This window comes from Pantoea sp. Ae19-2, from assembly GCF_059801205.1.
In genome coordinates, this window is record NZ_JBCHWE010000001.1 from 2,767,700 (window position 1) to 2,787,271 (window position 19,572).

Below are 19,572 nucleotides of genomic sequence, written 5' to 3' on the forward strand. Positions count from 1 at the left end.
ATGAGTTAAGACATCAGTTAAGACATCAGTCTTTCCAGTCGCTGCCGCAGTTCGCCTTCCAGCGGGACGGCTTTCTGGGAACGCAGGTCGATGCACACGAAGGTCAGTGCCGCATCTGCAACAACGGTCTCACCACCCGCTAAAAGAACCCGCTGAGAAATGATGCCGCTTTTTCCATTAAGCTGCTTGATGTCGCTGCTGATCTCCAGTACATCGCCCAGCACCGCCGGGCGACGATAATTGATGTTGATGTTTACCACCACAAAGGCCAGTTTCTGCTCAAGCAACCAATTAAAGGCGTCCACTTCTTCCAGCCATTGCCAGCGCGCTTCTTCTAAAAACTCCAGATAACGAGCATTGTTAACATGCTGATAGACATCCAGATGATAGCCGCGCACTTTTATCGTGGTCTGCATTCCTGTTCTCCTGCTGCTATAGATTAACTGGTTGGACCTGTTCACTTTAGCAGAGTCCGCCCCTAACAGCAGGTTAAGCATCAGAGTTGCGCATCACTTCACAATTTCAGACGCGACAGGTTTCTCTCAACCAGGGCATTGCCAAAGCCGGGCACCTCTTTCAGCTGATCGATAGCCGTAAACGGCCCGTACTCTTCACGATAGCTGACGATAGACTGCGCCTTCTTGAGGCCCACCCCGTTCATCGCCTTTGATAGCTGCTCTGCCGTCGCGTCGTTTATGCTGACCAGCTCCTGCTGCGGCATGGAAACCTGCGCGGCCTGGGTTTCACTTGGGGTTTCTGCCGCTGAAAGAGGCATTTGATACAGCGCGCCACACAGGGCGAGGGAAAGATAAAAGGCGTGTAAGTTGGGTTTAGCCATGCTGTGTTTCTCCTTGTGTTAAACAGCAGGCTCAGGTTGTCACGACAATAACCTGCCCTCAAACGGCAAAGGTTAAAAATGGAAAAGGCCGCATAAGCGGCCTTGGGTTGTTTCAGTCATTATCTGAAATTTGCGAGGATCACTGCATCTGCTGGGCAGCAGCACCGTATTTGATTTTGGCCTCTTTACGCAGATTTTGCAGCAATGCTTCAAAGGCAAGCTGCGCGTTGTTCTGCGTGACGCCTTTGACCATTTCATTAATCTGCGCCTGTGGCATCGTACCGGTGCTGACCTTATCCACCGCCACCAGAACCACATTGCCCTGCATATCTTCGCTGACGCCCCAGGAGGGTTTGTTATCCTCAGGCTGTGGCAGGTTAAAGGCAGCCTGTGCCACCGGATCCTGCGTATTTCGATCAACCGTTTTACTGGCGCTCAGGGTCAGGCCTGCCGCTTTAAGCACATCTTGTTTTCCTGCTTTGAGGTCGGCTAACAGTTTATCGGCCTGGGCTTTAGCCTGCTGCGTCGCTTTGTCGTGTTTCAACGTGTCGATAATCTGTGCTTTAACCTTCTCCAGCGGTTCAACCGCTTCAGGTTTGTGCTCACTGATACGCAACACGAAGGCACGATCGCCATCCACACTGATGATGTCAGAGTTATTGCCTGGCGCGCCATTTTGTCCAACAAGCCCGCCGTTGAAAATTGCCTGTTTCACCGCGTCAAAATCGAGATCTTTCGGCACGTCGTCACGGCTAAACCAGCCCGTTTCTGTGGCTTTCATGCCCGACGCCTGCTCCGCGCCCGCAAGAGACTCATTATCATTGCTGGCCGCTTCACTCACCTTCTGCTGCAGCTTATAGAAGGCATCCACTGCTTTTTCCTGCTTGACCTCATCCGCCACCTCACTGCGCACGTCAGCCAGCGGCTTGACCTGCTCAGGGATGATATCGTCGAGGCGCGCGATCAGGAAGCCAACGGAAGACTTGATCACGCCTGACAGCTGGCCTTTCTCTTTCAGTCCGGCATTTTTCAGCTCATCCGGCGTGGTAGAAGGTTCCAGCCAGCCCATATCGCCGCCTTTGCGGGCAGAAATCGGGTCAATGGATTTGGTTTTCGCCAGTTCGGCAAAATCAGCACCGCTTTTCAGCTGAGCCAGAATGGCGTTGGCATCGGCTTCCGTTTTGGTCTGAATGACGCTGTAGCGATCGCGCTGTGGCTGGGTGTAATCCGCTTTATGCTGATCGTACCAGGCCTGAATATCCGCATCGCTGGCGTTTTCCTGCATGCCTGCCGCATCCAGTTTGATATAGCTGACCCGGAACTGTTCAGGCGCCATAAAGCTGTTTTTATGCTGCTGATAATACTGGTTGATCTCGTCATCGTTGACGGTCTGCTTCGCCGCAAGTGCATTCACGTCCAGGGTTGCGGTCTGAATATCGCGCTTCTGCGCCACCAAATCCACCAGCTTGCTGGTTTCATTTTTCAGCATAAAGTCGGTGTTGGCGATGGCGTTGATGAGCTGCTGTGTCGCCAACTGCTTGCGCAGCGCTTCCGCATACTGGTCGGCAGTAAAGCCCATGTTGCCGATCATCGCGTTATATTTGGCGTTATCAAACTTACCGTTCGTCTGGAAAGCAGCCTGATTGAAAATCGCCTGCTTAACCTGATCGTCACTGATGGCAATGTGCAGATCTTTGATGTAGCTGTCCAGTAAGGCCTGATCGATCAGCTGCGACAGCGCCTGCTGGCGCATCTGCTGCATGTAACCATCGTTACCTGCAAGCTGCGAGAACTGGTCGCCCAGCATCTGCTGCTGGCGGTTACGTTCGCTGTTAAATGCCTGATCTAACTGCGCCCGGCTGATCTCCTGACCGTTCACTTTGGCCGCATAATCATTGTTGCCGCCAATCAGATAGTTGCCAACGCCGGTCAGCACAAAGGAGAGAATGATCAACCCCAAAATAATCTTGAGCACGACATGGTTCGACGCCGCGCGTAAATTGTCCATCATGGTATGACAACACTCCGCTGTAGTGTGAATGTAAAGCCCTGTCGCAATAACGCCCTCTTCCCGGCGCATTACTCAGCTGCAAATCTTGCTGGCAGCAATAATCCTGTTGAGACAAGCCTTGCGACCTTTACTGCCTCTCTGGATATAAAAAAAGGCACATCTTATCGATGTGCCCGTATGTTACATGAGAACGCGTTAACCGTCCTCTAATCCACTCAAGAAAATGTGTTAATGAGTGGTGGCGTTGTCATTAGTTGACAGCGTCTTTCAGTGCTTTACCTGCACGGAAACCCGGTACTTTACCTGCCGGGATAGTGATCTCTTTACCGGTTTGTGGGTTACGGCCTGTGCGCGCTGCGCGCTCACGTACTGAGAAAGTGCCGAATCCCACCAGCGCCACTTCATCTCCGCCTTTCAGCGCATCAGAAACAGAGCCCATAAATGCATCTAACACACGTCCTGCTGCTGCTTTAGAAATGTCGGCATCGGCAGCAATTTTATCGATCAGTTGTGACTTATTCACTCTATTCATCCCCTCTTTATTATTTCACATCGTACCCACGCTTCCTGTCGGGTACGAACGCGCAGCAAGTTATATCAAGCCTTATAAGCTGAAACAACGGTAATCCTCTTATAACGATGGTTCAGCAGCCACCTAAATTAGCGGCACAAAAAAAAGCTGGCAAGCACCAATTGGTGTTGCCAGCTCTGCTTTTTAACGGTTTATGCCATTAATCACTATTTTGCGGTAGCGACCTGCATGCCGTAAGGCGCGTTTTCCAGTGCAAGGTTCAATACTTCTTCGATGCGCTTAACCGGATGGATTTCCAAATCGGCAATCACGTTCTGTGGAATTTCTTCCAGATCGCGCTTGTTCTCGTCCGGAATCAGAACCACTTTAATGCCACCACGGTGCGCTGCCAGCAGCTTCTCTTTCAGTCCACCAATCGGCAGCACCTGACCACGCAGCGTGATCTCGCCGGTCATCGCCACATTTGACCGCACCGGGTTACCCGTCAGACAGGACACCAGCGCCGTACACATCGCAATACCGGCACTCGGGCCATCCTTCGGTGTTGCCCCTTCTGGTACGTGCACGTGGATATCACGTTTTTCGTAAAAGTCACCGTTGATACCCAGTTTCTCTGCACGTGCGCGCACGACGGTCAGGGCGGCCTGAATCGACTCCTGCATCACTTCACCCAGTGAACCGGTATAGGTCAGTTTCCCTTTACCCGGTACACAGGCGGTTTCGATTGTCAGCAAATCCCCGCCCACTTCTGTCCAGGCAAGACCGGTCACCTGGCCTACACGGTTTTCGCTGTCCGCACGACCATAGTCAAAACGCTGAACGCCAAGGAAATCCTTGAGGTTCTCACCATTGATGGTGATGTGCTTTTTGGTTTTATCCATCAGCAGCGTCTTCACGGCTTTACGGCACAGTTTGGACAGTTCACGTTCCAGGCTACGTACGCCGGCTTCACGCGTGTAATAACGAATGATGCCCACAATCGCGCTGTCTTCAACGCTGATCTCAGAGGCTTTCAAGGCATTGCGCTCAATCTGCTTCGGCAGCAAATGCTGTTTCGCGATGTTGAGCTTTTCGTCTTCGGTATACCCCGACAGGCGAATCACCTCCATACGATCCAGCAGCGGTGCCGGAATATTCATGGAGTTTGACGTTGCCACGAACATCACATCGGAGAGATCGTAATCCACTTCCAGATAGTGATCGTTAAACGCGATATTCTGTTCCGGATCCAGCACTTCCAGCAGTGCGGATGCCGGATCGCCGCGCATATCCGAGGACATTTTGTCGATTTCATCCAACAGGAACAGCGGGTTTTTTACCCCCACTTTCGCCATTTTCTGGATCAACTTGCCCGGCATTGAGCCAATATAGGTGCGGCGGTGACCACGGATTTCCGCTTCATCGCGCACGCCGCCCAACGCCATACGAACGTATTTACGGCCAGTCGCTTTTGCGATGGACTGTCCCAGCGAGGTTTTACCCACGCCCGGCGGTCCGACCAGGCAAAGAATCGGCCCTTTGATTTTGCTGACGCGACTTTGCACCGCAAGGTACTCAAGGATACGGTCTTTCACGCGTTCCAGACCATAGTGGTCCGTGTCCAGCGTTTCCTGGGCTTTGCGCAGGTCTTTCTTCACTTTGCTGCGCGCGTTCCACGGAACCTGCACCATCCAGTCGATGTAGCCGCGCACCACTGTTGCCTCTGCAGACATAGGCGACATCATTTTCAGCTTCTGCAGTTCGGCTTCGGCTTTTTCACGCGCTTCCTGCGGCATTTTAGCCGCATCGATTTTGCGTTTTAACGCTTCGTACTCGTCAGGCGTATCATCCATCTCGCCTAACTCTTTCTGAATGGCCTTCATCTGCTCATTCAGGTAGTACTCACGCTGGCTCTTTTCCATCTGCTTTTTCACGCGGTTGCGTATGCGTTTTTCAACCTGCAGCAGATCGATCTCAGACTCCATCATCGCCATCAGATATTCCAGACGCTCGTTAACGTCTGACATCTCCAGCACGGACTGTTTGTCCGCGAGTTTCAATGGCATATGCGCCGCAACCGTATCCGCCAGGCGCGCCGCATCATCAATATTGTTCAGGGAGGTTAAGACCTCAGGCGGGATCTTTTTATTCAGCTTGATGTAACCTTCAAACTGATTGATCGCCGTGCGCACCAGCACTTCCTGCTCACGCTCTTCGATCTCTGGTGAAACCAGATATTCAGCCTGGGCTACAAAGTGATCGCCGTTGTCGGCAAGCGTCGTGATGTTGGCACGCTGCAAGCCCTCAACCAGCACTTTCACCGTACCGTCTGGCAGTTTTAGCATCTGCAAAACGGAGGCGATGGTACCCACTGAAAAAAGATCGTTTATGCCAGGTTCATCCGTTGAAGCCTCTTTCTGTGCGACCAGCATGATCTTTTTATCATGATCCATTGCGGCTTCGAGGCACCGAATTGATTTTTCCCGGCCAACAAACAACGGAATTACCATGTGCGGATAAACTACCACGTCGCGCAAAGGCAAGACGGGGATTTCAATGCGTTCAGAACGCTCAGGATTCATAGAGCTCTCTCTTAGTTTCGTGTCCGCCAGGTGATGGGTACCGCACAGGCAGGTATGCGGTTAAACCCACAGGTGTCTGAGTATATGGGGATGATTGTCAGACATTCAATGTCACAACGGTGAGAAATGCAAAAGGGGAAAGATTTTCCCCTTTATAGATGGCACAATGTGGACGATTTGTTTACTTATTCGCCAGAAGCCTGAGCTTCATGCTTGCCATAAATCAGCATGGGTTCGGACTGCCCCTCAATGACTGACTCATCAATCACGACTTTCTCGACGTCGTCCATCGAAGGCAGATCGTACATCGTTTCCAGCAGTGCACCTTCCACGATAGAACGCAGACCGCGCGCGCCGGTTTTACGTGACATCGCCTTTTTCGCAATCGCCGTCAGGGCTTCATCACGGAATTCCAGATCAACGCCTTCCAGGTTAAACAACGCCTGGTACTGCTTGGTAAGCGCATTTTTTGGCTCGCGCAGAATCTGAATCAGCGCCTCTTCACTCAGCTCATTAAGCGTCGCGACGACAGGAAGACGGCCAATGAATTCCGGGATCAGACCAAACTTGATCAAATCTTCCGGCTCACACTGTGACAGCAGCTCGCCTTCCGTTGCTTTCTGCGATTTGCCTTTCACGGTGGCGCCAAAGCCAATGCCTGACCCGGTTTCAACGCGTTGTGAGATAACCTTATCCAGCCCGGCAAACGCACCGCCACAGATAAACAGAATTTTCGAGGTATCAACCTGCAAAAATTCCTGCTGCGGGTGCTTACGGCCGCCCTGCGGAGGAACCGCAGCCACCGTACCTTCAATCAGTTTCAACAACGCCTGCTGCACACCCTCACCTGAGACGTCACGGGTGATTGATGGGTTGTCTGACTTACGTGAAATTTTGTCAATTTCATCGATGTAGACAATACCACGCTGCGCTTTTTGCACATCGTAGTCACATTTTTGCAGCAGTTTCTGAATGATGTTTTCAACGTCTTCCCCCACATAACCGGCTTCGGTCAGGGTGGTGGCGTCCGCCATGGTGAAAGGCACATCCAGTAAACGGGCAAGGGTTTCTGCCAGCAGCGTTTTACCGCTCCCGGTAGGACCAATGAGCAGGATATTACTTTTACCCAGCTCGATACCGTTGCTGGTATCACCGTTGCGTAAACGTTTGTAGTGGTTGTACACCGCCACGGCCAGCACTTTCTTGGCCCTTTCCTGACCAATAACGTAATCGTCGAGGTGATGGCGGATCTCATGCGGCGTAGGCAGGGCGCTACGTTCGCGATGCGGGGCAACCTCTTTTATCTCTTCGCGAATAATGTCGTTACACAGATCAACGCACTCATCGCAGATATACACTGACGGCCCGGCAATCAGCTTACGCACTTCATGCTGGCTTTTGCCGCAAAAAGAGCAGTACAGCAACTTTCCTGAACCGTCTTTGCGCTTATCTGTCATCAGTTAACCTCTTCTTATTCTCAGGCCGTACCAGAAGTACAGCACTGGCCGTGGGTACACGGCCGATGTTCATTCAACCCATTATCACCTTGTCCTGTTAACTATAGACCAGAGACAAGGCGAAGTTAGGGCTTATTGGCGATGCGTCAGGATGGAATCGACCAATCCATACTCTACCGCTTCGCTGGCGGAGAGGAAACGGTCACGCTCGGTGTCACGCTCAATTTCTTCCAGTGACTTGCCGGTGTGCTCCGCCATCAGTTCGTTCATGCGCTGCTTCACCTTCAGGATTTCGCGCGCGTGGATCTCAATGTCAGTTGCCTGTCCCTGATAGCCACCCAGCGGTTGGTGAATCATCACGCGTGAGTTTGGCAGGCAGAAACGCTTGCCCTTCGTCCCGGCAGTCAACAGGAAAGCCCCCATTGAACAGGCCTGGCCCATACAAATGGTACTGACGTCCGGCTTGATAAACTTCATGGTGTCATAAATTGACATCCCGGCAGTAATCACGCCACCCGGTGAGTTGATATAAAGGTAAATATCTTTTTCCGGATTCTCTGCTTCCAGAAACAGCATCTGGGCCACAATCAGGTTAGCCATGTGATCTTCCACCTGACCGGTAAGGAAGATTACGCGTTCTTTAAGCAGACGGGAATAGATGTCGTATGAACGCTCGCCGCGCGAGGTTTGCTCGACCACCATTGGCACCAACGCATTGTGCGGTGCAGTAAACTCACGATCGCCACTGTATGACATTACCGTCTCCTGGATAAATTTCGTTGGCAACATTCTGTACCGATTTTACGTAAGACGAGCGACAAAAACTATGCTCTGCCTCTTACCGACAACTTCAGGACGGTTAATCAGTCAGCCGAACTGTTTTTGCATACTCCCTGTATCTTGGGATGCTGCTCAGTTGTTTCAAGCATAACAACCTTTTCATCAATCGCTAACCAGGAAAAAGCGATGCGTGAACAATTTGCCTAAAAATTAGCCAAATAGCGACAAACCGACTGGCAGCAAGCGTAATACAGAAAAAAGCCCGCGACTTTTCAGGCGCGGGCTTTAGCACAACCGGTTAAAAAGATGATTAGGCCTGAGCGGTCTGATTCATCAGTTCCTGGAAGTTAGTTTCTTTCTCAGAAACCTTCGCTTTCGCCAGCACGGCTTCAACAGCCTGCTCTTCCAGCGCAACGTTGCGCATATTGTTCATCAGCTCGTTATTCTTGCTGTAGAACTCGATCACTTCCTGCGGATCTTCGTAGGCAGAAGCCATCTCTTCGATCAGCACTTTCACGCGGTCTTCGTCAGCTTTCAGCTCATGGGTGCGGATCACTTCGCCCAGCAGCAGACCGACAACAACGCGACGTTTTGCCTGCTCTTCGAACAGCTCACGTGGCAGTTCCAGCGCCTGCTTCTCGTCACCACCAAAGCGCTGTGCAGCCTGACGACGCAGAACGTCGATTTCGCTGTCGATCAGCGCAGCTGGCACGTCAATTGGGTTTGCGTCAACCAGACCGTCGATAGCCTGGGTTTTCACGCGGTTACGAATAGCGCCTTTCAGCTCACGTTCCATGTTCTTACGCACTTCGGCACGCAGACCGTCAACTGAACCCTCTTCCACGCCGAAACGTTTAATGAATTCTTCAGTCAGTTCTGGCAGTTCACGCGTTTCAACTTTCTTCAACACGATCTCGAACTTCGCGTCTTTCCCTTTCAGGTTTTCCGCATGGTAGTCATCAGGGAATTTCACGTCGATAGTGAAGGTTTCGCCTGCTTTATGACCGATAACGCCCTCTTCAAAACCTGGGATCATGCGGCCCTGGCCCATCGCCAGAACGAAATCAGAGGCTTTGCCGCCTTCGAATTCTTCACCGTCAACAGAACCGGTGAAATCGATAGTCGCGCGGTCTTCTGCGCCGGCTGCTGCATCGGTTTCAATCCAGTTAGCCTGCTGCTTACGCAGGGTTTCCAGCATGGTATCCACATCCGCGTCAGTCACCTGAACCTGTGGCTTCTCGACTTCGATGTTTTCCAGGCCTTTCAGCTCAACTTCTGGATACACTTCGAATTCTACCGCATAGGTAAAGTCCTGACCTTCGGTGTATTCGCCTGGCACGTAGTTCGGTGCGCCAGCCGGATTAATTTTCTCTTTAATGATGGCGTCAACAAAGTTACGCGTCATCAGATCGCCCAGCACGTCCTGGCGCACAGAAGCACCATAGCGCTGTGCCACGATGTTCATTGGCACTTTGCCTTTACGGAAACCATCGATACGGACTTTCTTCGCCACATCCACCAGTTCTTTTTTAACGGCGCTCTCGATGCTGTCAGAAGCGACAGTAATCGTAATGCGACGGCCCAGGCCCTGAGTGGTTTCTACAGAAACTTGCATCTTGTTACCTCAAAAAATCACGTGCTCGGTCAACTTCAGACACCACACATTGGTTAATGCGCCGTATCCAACAACCGGGACGGCTTCCGTGAAGAGAACCTGATCCCTGTTACCAGAAGCGTCCCGAAGACATTCCGGAAAAATAGACGCAGCATTATAGCGGCATCGCTGAGATGAGTCGAGGATGCTAAGTCACCACTTTTCAGGGAGTTTGCTGTTTTTTTGAGCCACAGATCGCGTTTAGCCACCCTTAAACGCAAAAAACGGCCCAAAGGCCGTTTAAAACGCGGGCAATCAGGCTAGCGTTCCGGCGCCCCGACAATGAGGTGAGGCCAGTACCGTATCCTGCAATCCTTCCCACTCTTTCAAGGTGTAAGTGTGCAACGCAAGGGCATGGACGCTTCCCGCCAGCTCCGCGCTGAGTTCGCTGTAAATTGCGCGATGGCGCGCCAGGAAACGCTGGCCGGTAAAACGGTCACTGACGATCACGACTTTAAAGTGACTTTCCGAACCGGCAGGCACGTTGTGTCGGTAGCTTTCATCGTGGACCTCCAGATGAGCCGGCTCAAAAGCCAGGCGCAGCTTCTCTTCTATCTGTTCTCGAATCATGGTTTTACCCTCAATGGCGAGCGCTGTGCCCCATCTGTTTAAATATTAGTTGGTTTTCGGCCACTCTACGCGGTGAAGCGCCGAATATTATCATTCCGCTGGCCGTATCGCGCGCCTTATCAGCCTGCTGTTTATGCCAGAAAGCGGGGGCGAAAAGCCGCAGCGCTCACTTTACCTCTTGCAGGGGGCTTTAATCACTGCACCGCTTTGCTATGATGGCCGCAGTTTTTGCACACCAACCCATGACACTAACGAGAAAGCGTATGTTGAAAAAACTGTTATTCCCACTGCTGGCTGCCTTTATTCTGGCCGGCTGTGCTTCCAGCAACAACACACTGACAATCCAACCCAAGATTCAGCTGCCGCAGCGCGATCCCAGCCTGATGGGCATCACCGTCAGCATTAACGGCGCAGACCAGCGCCGCGATCAGGCGCTGGCAAAAGTGAACCGTGATGGCCAACTGGTCAGTCTGACCCCTTCACGCGACCTGCGTTTCTTACTGCAGGAAGTGCTGGAAAAACAGATGACCGCACGCGGCTATATGGTAGGGCCTAATGGCGCAGTAGATCTGCAAATCATTGTTAATAATCTGTATGCCGACGTCACCCAGGGCGACGTACGTTACAGCATTACGACCAAGGCGGACATTTCTATTATTGCTACCGCGAAAAACGGCAATAAGCAGATCAAAAACTACCGTCAGACCTACAGCGTAGAAGGTGCATTCAGCGCAAGTAACCAGAAAATCACCAATGCGGTTAACTCAACGCTGAGCGACGTGATTGCGGATATGGCGCAGGACACCAGCGTCAACGAATTTATCAAGCAGAACGCCCGCTAATTTTGTCCCCTGCCCGGCATGGCGCCGGGCCCTTCTCAAGGTCAGTATGAATCACTACTTCCGCGTCTTCCGTCAAAAAAATGCCGCTGTTTTACTCCTGCTGGGATTTGCATCCGGATTGCCACTGGCATTAACGGGTGGAACGTTACAGGCGTGGATGACCGTGGATAATATCGATCTGAAAACCATTGGTTTCTTTTCGCTGGTTGGCCAGGCCTACGTATTTAAGTTTCTCTGGTCACCCATGATGGATCGCTACACGCCACCTTTTCTTGGTCGCCGCAAAGGATGGTTGCTGATCACCCAACTGGCGCTAGTGGCCAGCATCATCACGATGGGGTTCATGCAGCCCAGCCGGGATTTGACCCTGATGGCGGCGCTGGCGGTGTTAATCGCGTTCTGTTCTGCGTCACAGGATATTGTATTTGATGCGTGGAAGACGGACGTGTTGCCGCCGGAAGAGCGCGGAAGCGGCGCGGCCATTACGGTTCTCGGTTATCGGCTGGCCATGCTGATATCGGGAGGTCTGGCGTTATGGCTGGCCGATCGCTACCTCGGCTGGCGAGCCACTTACTGGCTGATGGCGCTGTTACTGGTGCCCTGCATCGTAGCAACGTTTATGGCTGACGAGCCGGATGACCGCCAGTCCGCGCCCCGCTCATTACGTCAGGCGGTGGTTGATCCGCTGCGGGACTTTTTTAACCGCAACAACGCCTGGCTGCTGATTACCCTGATCATTCTTTACAAGCTGGGCGATGCGTTTGCCGCCTCGCTCACCACCACGTTTTTAATCCGTGGCGTGGGCTTCAATCCGGGCGATGTTGGCCTGGTGAATAAGACGCTTGGCCTGCTGGCCACCATTATCGGGGCGCTCTATGGTGGCGTGCTGATGCAGCGCCTGAGCCTGTTTCGCGCCCTGATGATTTTTGGCCTGTTACAGGCGGTGTCCAATTTTGGCTACTGGCTGCTGGCCGTCACCGACAAACATCTGTGGAGCATGGCGAGCGCGGTGTTTATCGAAAACCTGTGTGGCGGGATGGGCACGGCGGCTTTCGTCGCGCTACTGATGACGCTGTGTAATAAATCCTTTTCCGCCACGCAGTTCGCGCTGCTGTCCGCGTTGTCAGCGGTCGGCCGCGTTTACGTCGGCCCTGTGGCGGGTTTTTTAGTGGAATGGTGGGGCTGGCCAACCTTTTATGCCTTTACCGTACTGGCTGGCCTACCCGGCCTGGCGCTGTTAGCATTTTGTCGCAGCACGCTGGATTTCACACAAAAAACCGGGCAGTTTTTGCCGCGTACCCGCTTTGCATCGGGCTACCGCTGGACAAACCGCCTGTTTGCCGGCGGCTGTGGATTGCTGGCTTTATGGCTGCTGGCGCTGGCGCTGGACGCCGCGGGCCTGACTCGCCTGTCGGCCGTGCTGATTCCCTTGTTTGAGGCTGGTATGACGCTGGCGCTTTGTGGTGTACTATTCGGTGTGGTGCTGGATTATCGTGCGCTGCAGAAAGCAGAGGACTCCGCCGTTATCCGATAACGGCTCGTGATTTCGCCGTAATTTCGTACAGTCGATTAAGCGCGCCTAATTTGTCTTTGCGTGTCAATTTACAAAAAATTATTTCACTCACCGGGGGGATTACCCCCTGATATTTAAAACCGGTGCGCAATTAATTTGGTTAAAAATAATCGAATAAATGATGCAACATTGTTAAATAATTGGGTGATTAAAGTCAGGGTTATTCCTTTACCACTTTTGTTTAACCCTGTATCCATCTCTTTTTGTTATATTGCCGCCAACTGCTTGTCCACGTTAATAATTTGTCACCGAGAACAACATCTGTGACACCCTTAGCAAAAGGTGTCAACATGGTTCTGACACATCCTTAAGCTGGTTTACACTGCATAAACCTTCCCGTAAAATGCGCGCACACTTAAACGACAATAGAGCCCTTTGTCATTGAGGTCGTTAAATGAGACTCAGTAAATACAATAAAAGTTTGGGGATTTTGTCATTAATCGCAGGCACTTTATTAATGAGTGGCTGCGATAATGCATTGTTAAATCCCAAAGGACAGATTGCGCTGGAGCAACGTTCGCTGATCCTGACCGCTTTTGGTCTGATGATGATCGTCGTGATACCTGCAGTCTTGATGGCCATCGTGTTTGCCTGGAAATATCGGGCTTCAAACACGAATGCTAAATACAGCCCTAACTGGTCACACTCTAACAAAGTGGAAGCCGTGGTCTGGACCATTCCGATCCTGATCATTGTTTTCCTTGGTGTGCTGACCTGGAAATCAACCCACGCCCTGGAGCCGAGCAAACCGCTGGTGTCAGACGTGAAACCGGTTGAAATTGATGTGATTGCCCTGGACTGGAAATGGCTGTTCATTTATCCAGAACAAGGTATTGCGACCGTTAACCAGATCGCTTTCCCGGCGAATACACCGGTTAACTTCAAAATCACCTCTAATTCCGTTATGAACTCCTTCTTTATTCCTACGCTCGGTAGCCAGATCTACGCGATGGCAGGCATGCAGACTAAACTGCATCTGATTGCCAACGAGCCAGGAACTTTCGACGGTATTTCCGCCAACTTCAGTGGTCGCGGTTTCTCTGGTATGAAGTTTAAAGCCATTGCCACCAAAGACGACGCGGAGTTCCAGCAGTGGGTTGCCAAAGTTAAAGCGGCACCTAACACGCTGACAACGATGGATGATTTCGAAAAAGTAGCGGTACCAAGCGAAAATCACCCGGTGGAATATTTCTCTTCTGCTAATCCTGAACTGTTCTTGCAGGTCATCAACAAGTTCATGCATAGCCACGGGAAGATGGACATGCCTGAGCATAAAGGCATGGACATGAGTCACACCGCTACCGCGGGAGCCGAGGAATAATACGATGTTCGGAAAATTAACACTGGATGCTATACCGTTCCATGAGCCGATTGTCATGGTCACGGTCGCCGGTATCATCATCGCAGGTCTGGCGCTTGTCGCCGCCATCACTTATTTCGGTAAGTGGAAATATCTGTGGTCAGAATGGTTCACCTCCATCGACCACAAAAAACTGGGTATCATGTATATCATCATGGCCTTCGTCATGCTGCTGCGCGGCTTTGCCGATGCGGTAATGATGCGTACCCAGCAGGTTCTGGCTTCGGCCGGGGAAGCAGGCATACTGCCGCCGCATCACTACGACCAGATCTTCACCGCGCACGGCGTGATCATGATCTTCTTCGTGGCGATGCCGTTCGTTGTGGGCCTGATGAACATCGCGGTACCTTTGCAAATTGGTGCACGTGACGTTGCCTTCCCGTTCCTGAACAACCTGAGCTTCTGGTTTACCGCGATTGGTGTAATCCTGGTTAACCTGTCTCTGGGTGTCGGTGAATTCGCACAAACAGGCTGGCTGGCCTATCCACCGCTGTCGGGGGCAGAGTACAGTCCTGGCGTGGGGGTTGATTACTGGATCTGGAGTCTCCAGCTTTCCGGTATTGGTACCACGCTGACCGGTATTAACTTCTTCGTTACCATTCTGAAGATGCGTGCACCGGGCATGGACCTGTTCAAAATGCCAGTATTTACCTGGGCATCACTGTGCACCAACGTCCTGATCATCGCTGCGTTCCCGGTTCTGACCGTTACGCTGGCACTGTTGACACTTGATCGTTACCTCGGCTTCCATTTCTTTACCAATGATATGGGCGGTAACATGATGATGTACGTCAACCTGATCTGGGTTTGGGGTCATCCAGAGGTGTACATTCTTGTTCTGCCGGTCTTTGGTGTCTTCTCTGAAGTCACTGCGACCTTCTCGAAAAAGCGTCTGTTCGGTTACACCTCGCTGGTATGGGCAACCATCGCCATCACCGTGTTGTCGTTCATCGTTTGGCTGCACCACTTCTTCACCATGGGTGCGGGCGCGAACGTCAACGCCTTCTTCGGTATCATGACGATGATTATCGCCATTCCTACCGGGGTTAAAATCTTTAACTGGCTGTTCACCATGTACCAGGGCCGCATTCAAATGCACTCTGCTATGCTGTGGACCGTAGGCTTCCTGGTCACCTTCTCTGTCGGTGGTATGACCGGTGTTCTGCTGGCGGTGCCAGGTGCGGACTTCGTCCTGCACAACAGTCTGTTCCTGATTGCTCACTTCCATAACGTGATTATCGGTGGTGTGGTGTTCGGTTGTATGGCCGGTGTGACTTACTGGTTCCCGAAAGCGTTCGGCTTTACGCTGAACGAAACCTGGGGCAAGCGCGCCTTCTGGTTCTGGATTATCGGTTTCTTCGTTGCCTTTATGCCGCTGTACGTACTGGGCTTTATGGGCATGACCCGTCGTCTGAGCCAGGACATCGACCCGCAGTTCCACTCGCTGTTAGTGGTAGCGGCAGGCGGTGCGGCACTGATTGCCTGCGGTATCCTTTGCCAGATCATTATGTTCTACGTTTCTGTGCGTGACCGCGACCAGAACCGCGATCTGACCGGTGACCCATGGGGCGCGCGTACGCTGGAGTGGGCAACCTCTTCACCACCGCCGTTCTATAACTTTGCTGTTATCCCGCATGTGCATGAGCGTGACGCTTTCTGGGAAATGAAAGAGAAAGGCGAAGCGTACAAGCAACCGGCTAAATATGAAGAAATTCATATGCCGAAAAACAGCGGTGCTGCGATTGTTATTGCCGCGTTTGCGACCATCTTCGGTTTTGCGATGATCTGGCATATCTGGTGGCTGGCTGGTCTTTCTTTCCTCGGCATGATCGTAAGCTGGATCGTGAAGAGCTTCGACGAAGACGTGGATTACTACGTTCCGGTTGCCGAAGTAGAGAAGATTGAAAAGCAGCACTTTGACGAAATCAGCAAAGCAGGTCTGAAATAATGTCAACTGAAACCGTAAAACACCACCACGACGCCCATGCGGAGCATGGGCATCACGATGCAGGAGCCAATAAAGTCTTTGGCTTCTGGATCTACCTGATGAGTGACTGCATTATCTTCGCAACCCTGTTTGCGACCTATGCAGTTATGGTTAACAGCACCGCCGGTGGTCCGGCAGGCAAAGATATCTTTGAACTGCCGTTCGTGCTGGTTGAAACCGCGCTGCTGTTATTGAGCTCTATCACCTACGGCATGGCCGTTATCGCCATGAACAAGGAAAACAAAGGCGCCGTTATCGGCTGGCTGGCGTTGACCTTCCTGTTTGGTGCTGGATTCATTGGGATGGAAATCTATGAATTCCATCATCTGATTGTTGAGGGCTTCGGTCCTGACCGCAGCGGCTTCCTGTCTGGCTTCTTCACGCTGGTCGGTACTCACGGTCTGCACGTTACCTCTGGTTTAATCTGGATGGCCGTGCTGATGTTCCAGATCGCTAAACGCGGTCTGAACGCCACCAACCGTACGCGTATCATGTGTCTGAGCCTGTTCTGGCACTTCCTGGACGTGGTCTGGATTTGCGTGTTTACCGTAGTTTATCTGATGGGAGCCATGTAATGAGTCATTCTGTTAACGAACATGGTGCATCACACGGTAGCGTGAAGTCTTACATGATCGGCTTCATCCTTTCTATCATCCTGACGGGAATCCCGTTCTGGATGGTAATGGATGGTAGCGCTTCTCATGGAACCATCCTCGGCGTTGTGCTGGTCTGTGCAGTAGTTCAGGTGCTGGTTCACCTGGTTTACTTCCTGCACCTGGACAGCAAGTCTGAAGGTGGCTGGAACATGGTGGCCATTGTCTTCTCAGCAATCATTATCCTGATTGTTGTCGTTGGCTCACTGTGGATCATGTGGAACCTCAACTACAACATGATGCCCCACTAAAGAGTCTGTGTAATGTTTAAGCAATACCTGCAAGTTACAAAGCCAGGAATTATTTTCGGGAATTTAATTTCTGTGATTGGCGGATTTTTGCTGGCCTCTAAGGGCAGCATTGATTACGCCCTGTTTCTCACCTCGCTGGTTGGTGTGTCACTGGTGGTTGCCTCAGGTTGTGTTTTCAACAACGTGATCGACCGCGACATCGATATCAAGATGGAGAGAACCAGGAATCGGGTGCTGGTTAAAGGCCTTATCTCCGCGAAAGTTAGCCTGGTTTACGCCACTGTGCTGGGTATTGCTGGCTTTGCACTGCTGTATTTTGGTGCTAATCCGCTGGCCATGTGGCTGGCGGTGATGGGCTTCGTGGTATACGTTGGCGTTTACAGCCTGTATATGAAGCGTCACTCTGTCTACGGTACGCTGATTGGCAGCCTGTCCGGTGCTGCGCCGCCGGTCATTGGCTACTGCGCCGTGACCAACGAGTTTGATGCCGGTGCCTTAATCCTGCTGGCTATCTTTAGCCTGTGGCAGATGCCGCACTCCTATGCGATTGCCATCTTCCGCTTTAAAGATTACCAGGCAGCCAACATCCCGGTGTTACCGGTGGTGAAAGGTATCTCGGTGGCGAAGAATCATATTACGCTCTATATCCTGGCGTTTATGATTGCCACGCTGATGCTGACGCTGGGTGGCTACGCAGGCTACAAATATCTGGTCGTTGCGTCTGCCGTTAGCGTGTGGTGGCTGGGAATGGCGCTGTCAGGCTACAAAACCTCAAACGATCGGGTTTGGGCGCGTAAGCTGTTCGTTTTCTCGATTGTGGCTATCACGGCCCTGAGCGTCATGATGTCGGTTGACTTTATGACGCCAGCATCGAAAGACCTGCTGACCTACGTGCGCTAATGTGTACTGCAACAGCATGAAACGGGCGCGATTTTCGCGCCCTTTCTTTTTGTTACGACTGCTTAAGAACTATTGTTTTACCCGCCCGCTCTCCCTACCTAAAATAAATGCAGCACATCAACAGAGGTTGGAATGAACGATAACAAAATGACTCCGGTGGAGCTGCGCGCCACATGGGGCCTTGGCACGGTCTTTTCCCTGCGCATGCTGGGAATGTTTATGGTCCTGCCGGTGTTGACCACCTATGGCATGGCACTTCAGGGAGCGAGTGAAACCTTAATCGGCGTGGCAATCGGCATCTACGGTCTGGCTCAGGCTATTTTCCAGATCCCCTTTGGCCTGCTGTCCGATCGCATCGGACGCAAGCCGCTGATCGTCGGCGGCCTGCTGGTCTTCGTCCTTGGCAGCGTCATTGCGGCCAGCACCGATTCAATCTGGGGCATTATTCTGGGGCGTGCGCTGCAGGGCTCCGGTGCAATTGCTGCCGCGGTCATGGCGCTGCTGTCCGATTTAACCCGTGAACAAAACCGCACTAAAGCGATGGCGTTTATCGGTATCAGCTTTGGCGTGACCTTTGCTATCGCAATGGTCTTAGGCCCGATCGTCACCCACAAGCTGGGCCTGAACGCGCTGTTCTGGATGATCGCGATGCTTGCTTCACTGGGCATAGCGATTACGTTATGGGTTGTCCCCTCCTCTTCTCATCACGTGCTAAATCGTGAATCAGGGATGGTACGCGGCAGCTTCAGTAAAGTGCTGGCCAATCCCCGATTGATCAAACTGAACCTGGGCATCTTCTTTTTACATATCTTGCTGATGTCGAGCTTTATCGCCCTGCCCGACCAGTTTGAACAGGCTGGCCTGCCGCCGTCAGAACACTGGAAGGTCTATCTGATCACCATGCTGATTGCGTTTGCCGGTGTGGTGCCCTTTATCATCTACGCCGAAGTGAAGCGTAAGATGAAGCGGGTCTTTGTCGGCTGCGTAGGCATGATGGTCATCGCCGAAATCGTCTTATGGGGCGCCCAGGGGCATTTCTGGACGCTGGTTGTCGGCGTTCAGCTGTTCTTCCTGGCCTTTAACCTGATGGAAGCGATTCTGCCATCGCTGGTGAGTAAGGAGTCACCCGCTGGCTATAAAGGCACCGCTATGGGACTTTATTCCACCAGTCAGTTTCTGGGCGTCGCCATTGGGGGAAGCCTGGGCGGCTGGCTGTTTGGTCATTTCGATGCACAAACCGTGTTTATGGTCGGGGCGATTGTGGCCGCAGCCTGGCTGTTTGTCAGCATGACCATGCAGGAACCGCCTTATGTAAGCAGCCTGCGTCTGGTGCTGAGCGATGCCGCGCTGGCCGTGCCCACTCTGGAAAAACGCCTGAAAGCACAGCCCGGCGTCTCATCGGTGCTGATTGTGCCGGAAGAGAAAAGCGCCTACATCAAGATAGACAGTAAGGTCACCAGCCGGCCTGAGCTGGAAGCGCTGATCGGCAGCTGCTAGTCGCGAGCGGCGCTTAACTGCGCGCGATCGTGGCGAAAGGTTAAGTCAGTTCGTGTCAGACATGTCGCCACAAACCACGTGAAAAAGGTGCCCTGCTTCAGGCACC

Annotated in this window: 17 protein-coding genes; 8 read left to right on the plus strand and 9 right to left on the minus strand. The window is 52.2% G+C overall.

What is annotated here, in order from left to right:
- Window positions 1–17 precede the first annotated feature (17 nt).
- The 9 genes from AAIE03_RS12890 to bolA form a co-directional block, all read right to left on the minus strand.
- Window positions 18–416, minus strand: a complete 399-nt coding sequence (locus tag AAIE03_RS12890; RefSeq protein ID WP_246872104.1) for a YbgC/FadM family acyl-CoA thioesterase — start codon at window positions 414–416, stop codon at window positions 18–20.
- Window positions 417–514: 98 nt separating this feature from the next.
- Window positions 515–838 carry a helix-hairpin-helix domain-containing protein gene (locus AAIE03_RS12895; protein WP_013024891.1) on the minus strand — a complete coding sequence of 108 codons (324 nt, stop codon included), beginning with the start codon at window positions 836–838 and terminating at the stop codon, window positions 515–517.
- Between the two features lie 139 nt (window positions 839–977).
- Window positions 978–2,849 carry a peptidylprolyl isomerase gene (gene ppiD / locus AAIE03_RS12900; RefSeq protein WP_015700835.1) on the minus strand — a complete coding sequence of 624 codons (1,872 nt, stop codon included), beginning with the start codon at window positions 2,847–2,849 and terminating at the stop codon, window positions 978–980.
- Between the two features lie 250 nt (window positions 2,850–3,099).
- The gene (gene hupB / locus AAIE03_RS12905) at window positions 3,100–3,372 is read right to left on the minus strand and encodes a nucleoid-associated protein HU-beta (RefSeq protein WP_014606441.1); all 273 of its coding nucleotides are present in this window, start codon (window positions 3,370–3,372) and stop codon (window positions 3,100–3,102) included.
- 215 nt (window positions 3,373–3,587) lie between these two features.
- Window positions 3,588–5,942 (minus strand): endopeptidase La, encoded by a 2,355-nt coding sequence (gene lon, locus AAIE03_RS12910; protein ID WP_064373321.1) that lies wholly within the window; start codon window positions 5,940–5,942, stop codon window positions 3,588–3,590.
- A gap of 185 nt (window positions 5,943–6,127) precedes the next feature.
- On the minus strand, window positions 6,128–7,399 hold the full coding sequence (clpX, locus tag AAIE03_RS12915) for an ATP-dependent protease ATP-binding subunit ClpX (RefSeq protein ID WP_013024887.1): 1,272 nt from the start codon (window positions 7,397–7,399) through the stop codon (window positions 6,128–6,130).
- Window positions 7,400–7,531: 132 nt separating this feature from the next.
- Window positions 7,532–8,155, minus strand: coding sequence for an ATP-dependent Clp endopeptidase proteolytic subunit ClpP (gene clpP, locus AAIE03_RS12920; protein WP_006117959.1), 624 nt, complete (start codon window positions 8,153–8,155; stop codon window positions 7,532–7,534).
- A gap of 334 nt (window positions 8,156–8,489) precedes the next feature.
- Window positions 8,490–9,794, minus strand: a complete 1,305-nt coding sequence (gene tig, locus AAIE03_RS12925; protein ID WP_022622659.1) for a trigger factor — start codon at window positions 9,792–9,794, stop codon at window positions 8,490–8,492.
- 294 nt (window positions 9,795–10,088) lie between these two features.
- Complete coding sequence (bolA, locus tag AAIE03_RS12930) at window positions 10,089–10,403, minus strand: transcriptional regulator BolA (protein ID WP_013024884.1); 315 nt, start codon at window positions 10,401–10,403, stop codon at window positions 10,089–10,091.
- 263 nt (window positions 10,404–10,666) lie between these two features.
- On the opposite strand from bolA, the gene AAIE03_RS12935 reads away from it, so the two are divergent.
- The 8 genes from AAIE03_RS12935 to AAIE03_RS12970 all read left to right on the plus strand — a co-directional run bounded on the left by AAIE03_RS12935 (window position 10,667) and on the right by AAIE03_RS12970 (window position 19,466).
- Window positions 10,667–11,245 carry a lipoprotein gene (locus AAIE03_RS12935; protein WP_014606442.1) on the plus strand — a complete coding sequence of 193 codons (579 nt, stop codon included), beginning with the start codon at window positions 10,667–10,669 and terminating at the stop codon, window positions 11,243–11,245.
- A gap of 46 nt (window positions 11,246–11,291) precedes the next feature.
- Entirely contained in the window at window positions 11,292–12,779 is a 1,488-nt protein-coding gene (gene ampG, locus AAIE03_RS12940; protein WP_013024882.1) for a muropeptide MFS transporter AmpG, read from the plus strand.
- A gap of 433 nt (window positions 12,780–13,212) precedes the next feature.
- On the plus strand, window positions 13,213–14,139 hold the full coding sequence (gene cyoA / locus AAIE03_RS12945) for a cytochrome o ubiquinol oxidase subunit II (protein ID WP_014606444.1): 927 nt from the start codon (window positions 13,213–13,215) through the stop codon (window positions 14,137–14,139).
- Window positions 14,140–14,143: 4 nt separating this feature from the next.
- Window positions 14,144–16,126 carry a cytochrome o ubiquinol oxidase subunit I gene (cyoB, locus tag AAIE03_RS12950; RefSeq protein WP_013024880.1) on the plus strand — a complete coding sequence of 661 codons (1,983 nt, stop codon included), beginning with the start codon at window positions 14,144–14,146 and terminating at the stop codon, window positions 16,124–16,126.
- A complete protein-coding gene (locus AAIE03_RS12955; RefSeq protein ID WP_013024879.1) occupies window positions 16,126–16,740 on the plus strand; it encodes a cytochrome o ubiquinol oxidase subunit III in 615 nt (204 codons plus the stop codon). Before cyoB ends, AAIE03_RS12955 begins: the two co-directional genes overlap by 1 nt.
- Window positions 16,740–17,069 (plus strand): cytochrome o ubiquinol oxidase subunit IV, encoded by a 330-nt coding sequence (locus AAIE03_RS12960; protein ID WP_013024878.1) that lies wholly within the window; start codon window positions 16,740–16,742, stop codon window positions 17,067–17,069. The genes AAIE03_RS12955 and AAIE03_RS12960 overlap by 1 nt, the downstream gene beginning before the upstream one ends.
- A gap of 12 nt (window positions 17,070–17,081) precedes the next feature.
- Window positions 17,082–17,969, plus strand: a complete 888-nt coding sequence (cyoE, locus tag AAIE03_RS12965) for a heme o synthase (protein WP_013024877.1) — start codon at window positions 17,082–17,084, stop codon at window positions 17,967–17,969.
- Window positions 17,970–18,101: 132 nt separating this feature from the next.
- Window positions 18,102–19,466, plus strand: coding sequence for an MFS transporter (locus AAIE03_RS12970; protein ID WP_013024876.1), 1,365 nt, complete (start codon window positions 18,102–18,104; stop codon window positions 19,464–19,466).
- The last annotated feature ends 106 nt before the right edge of the window (window positions 19,467–19,572 follow it).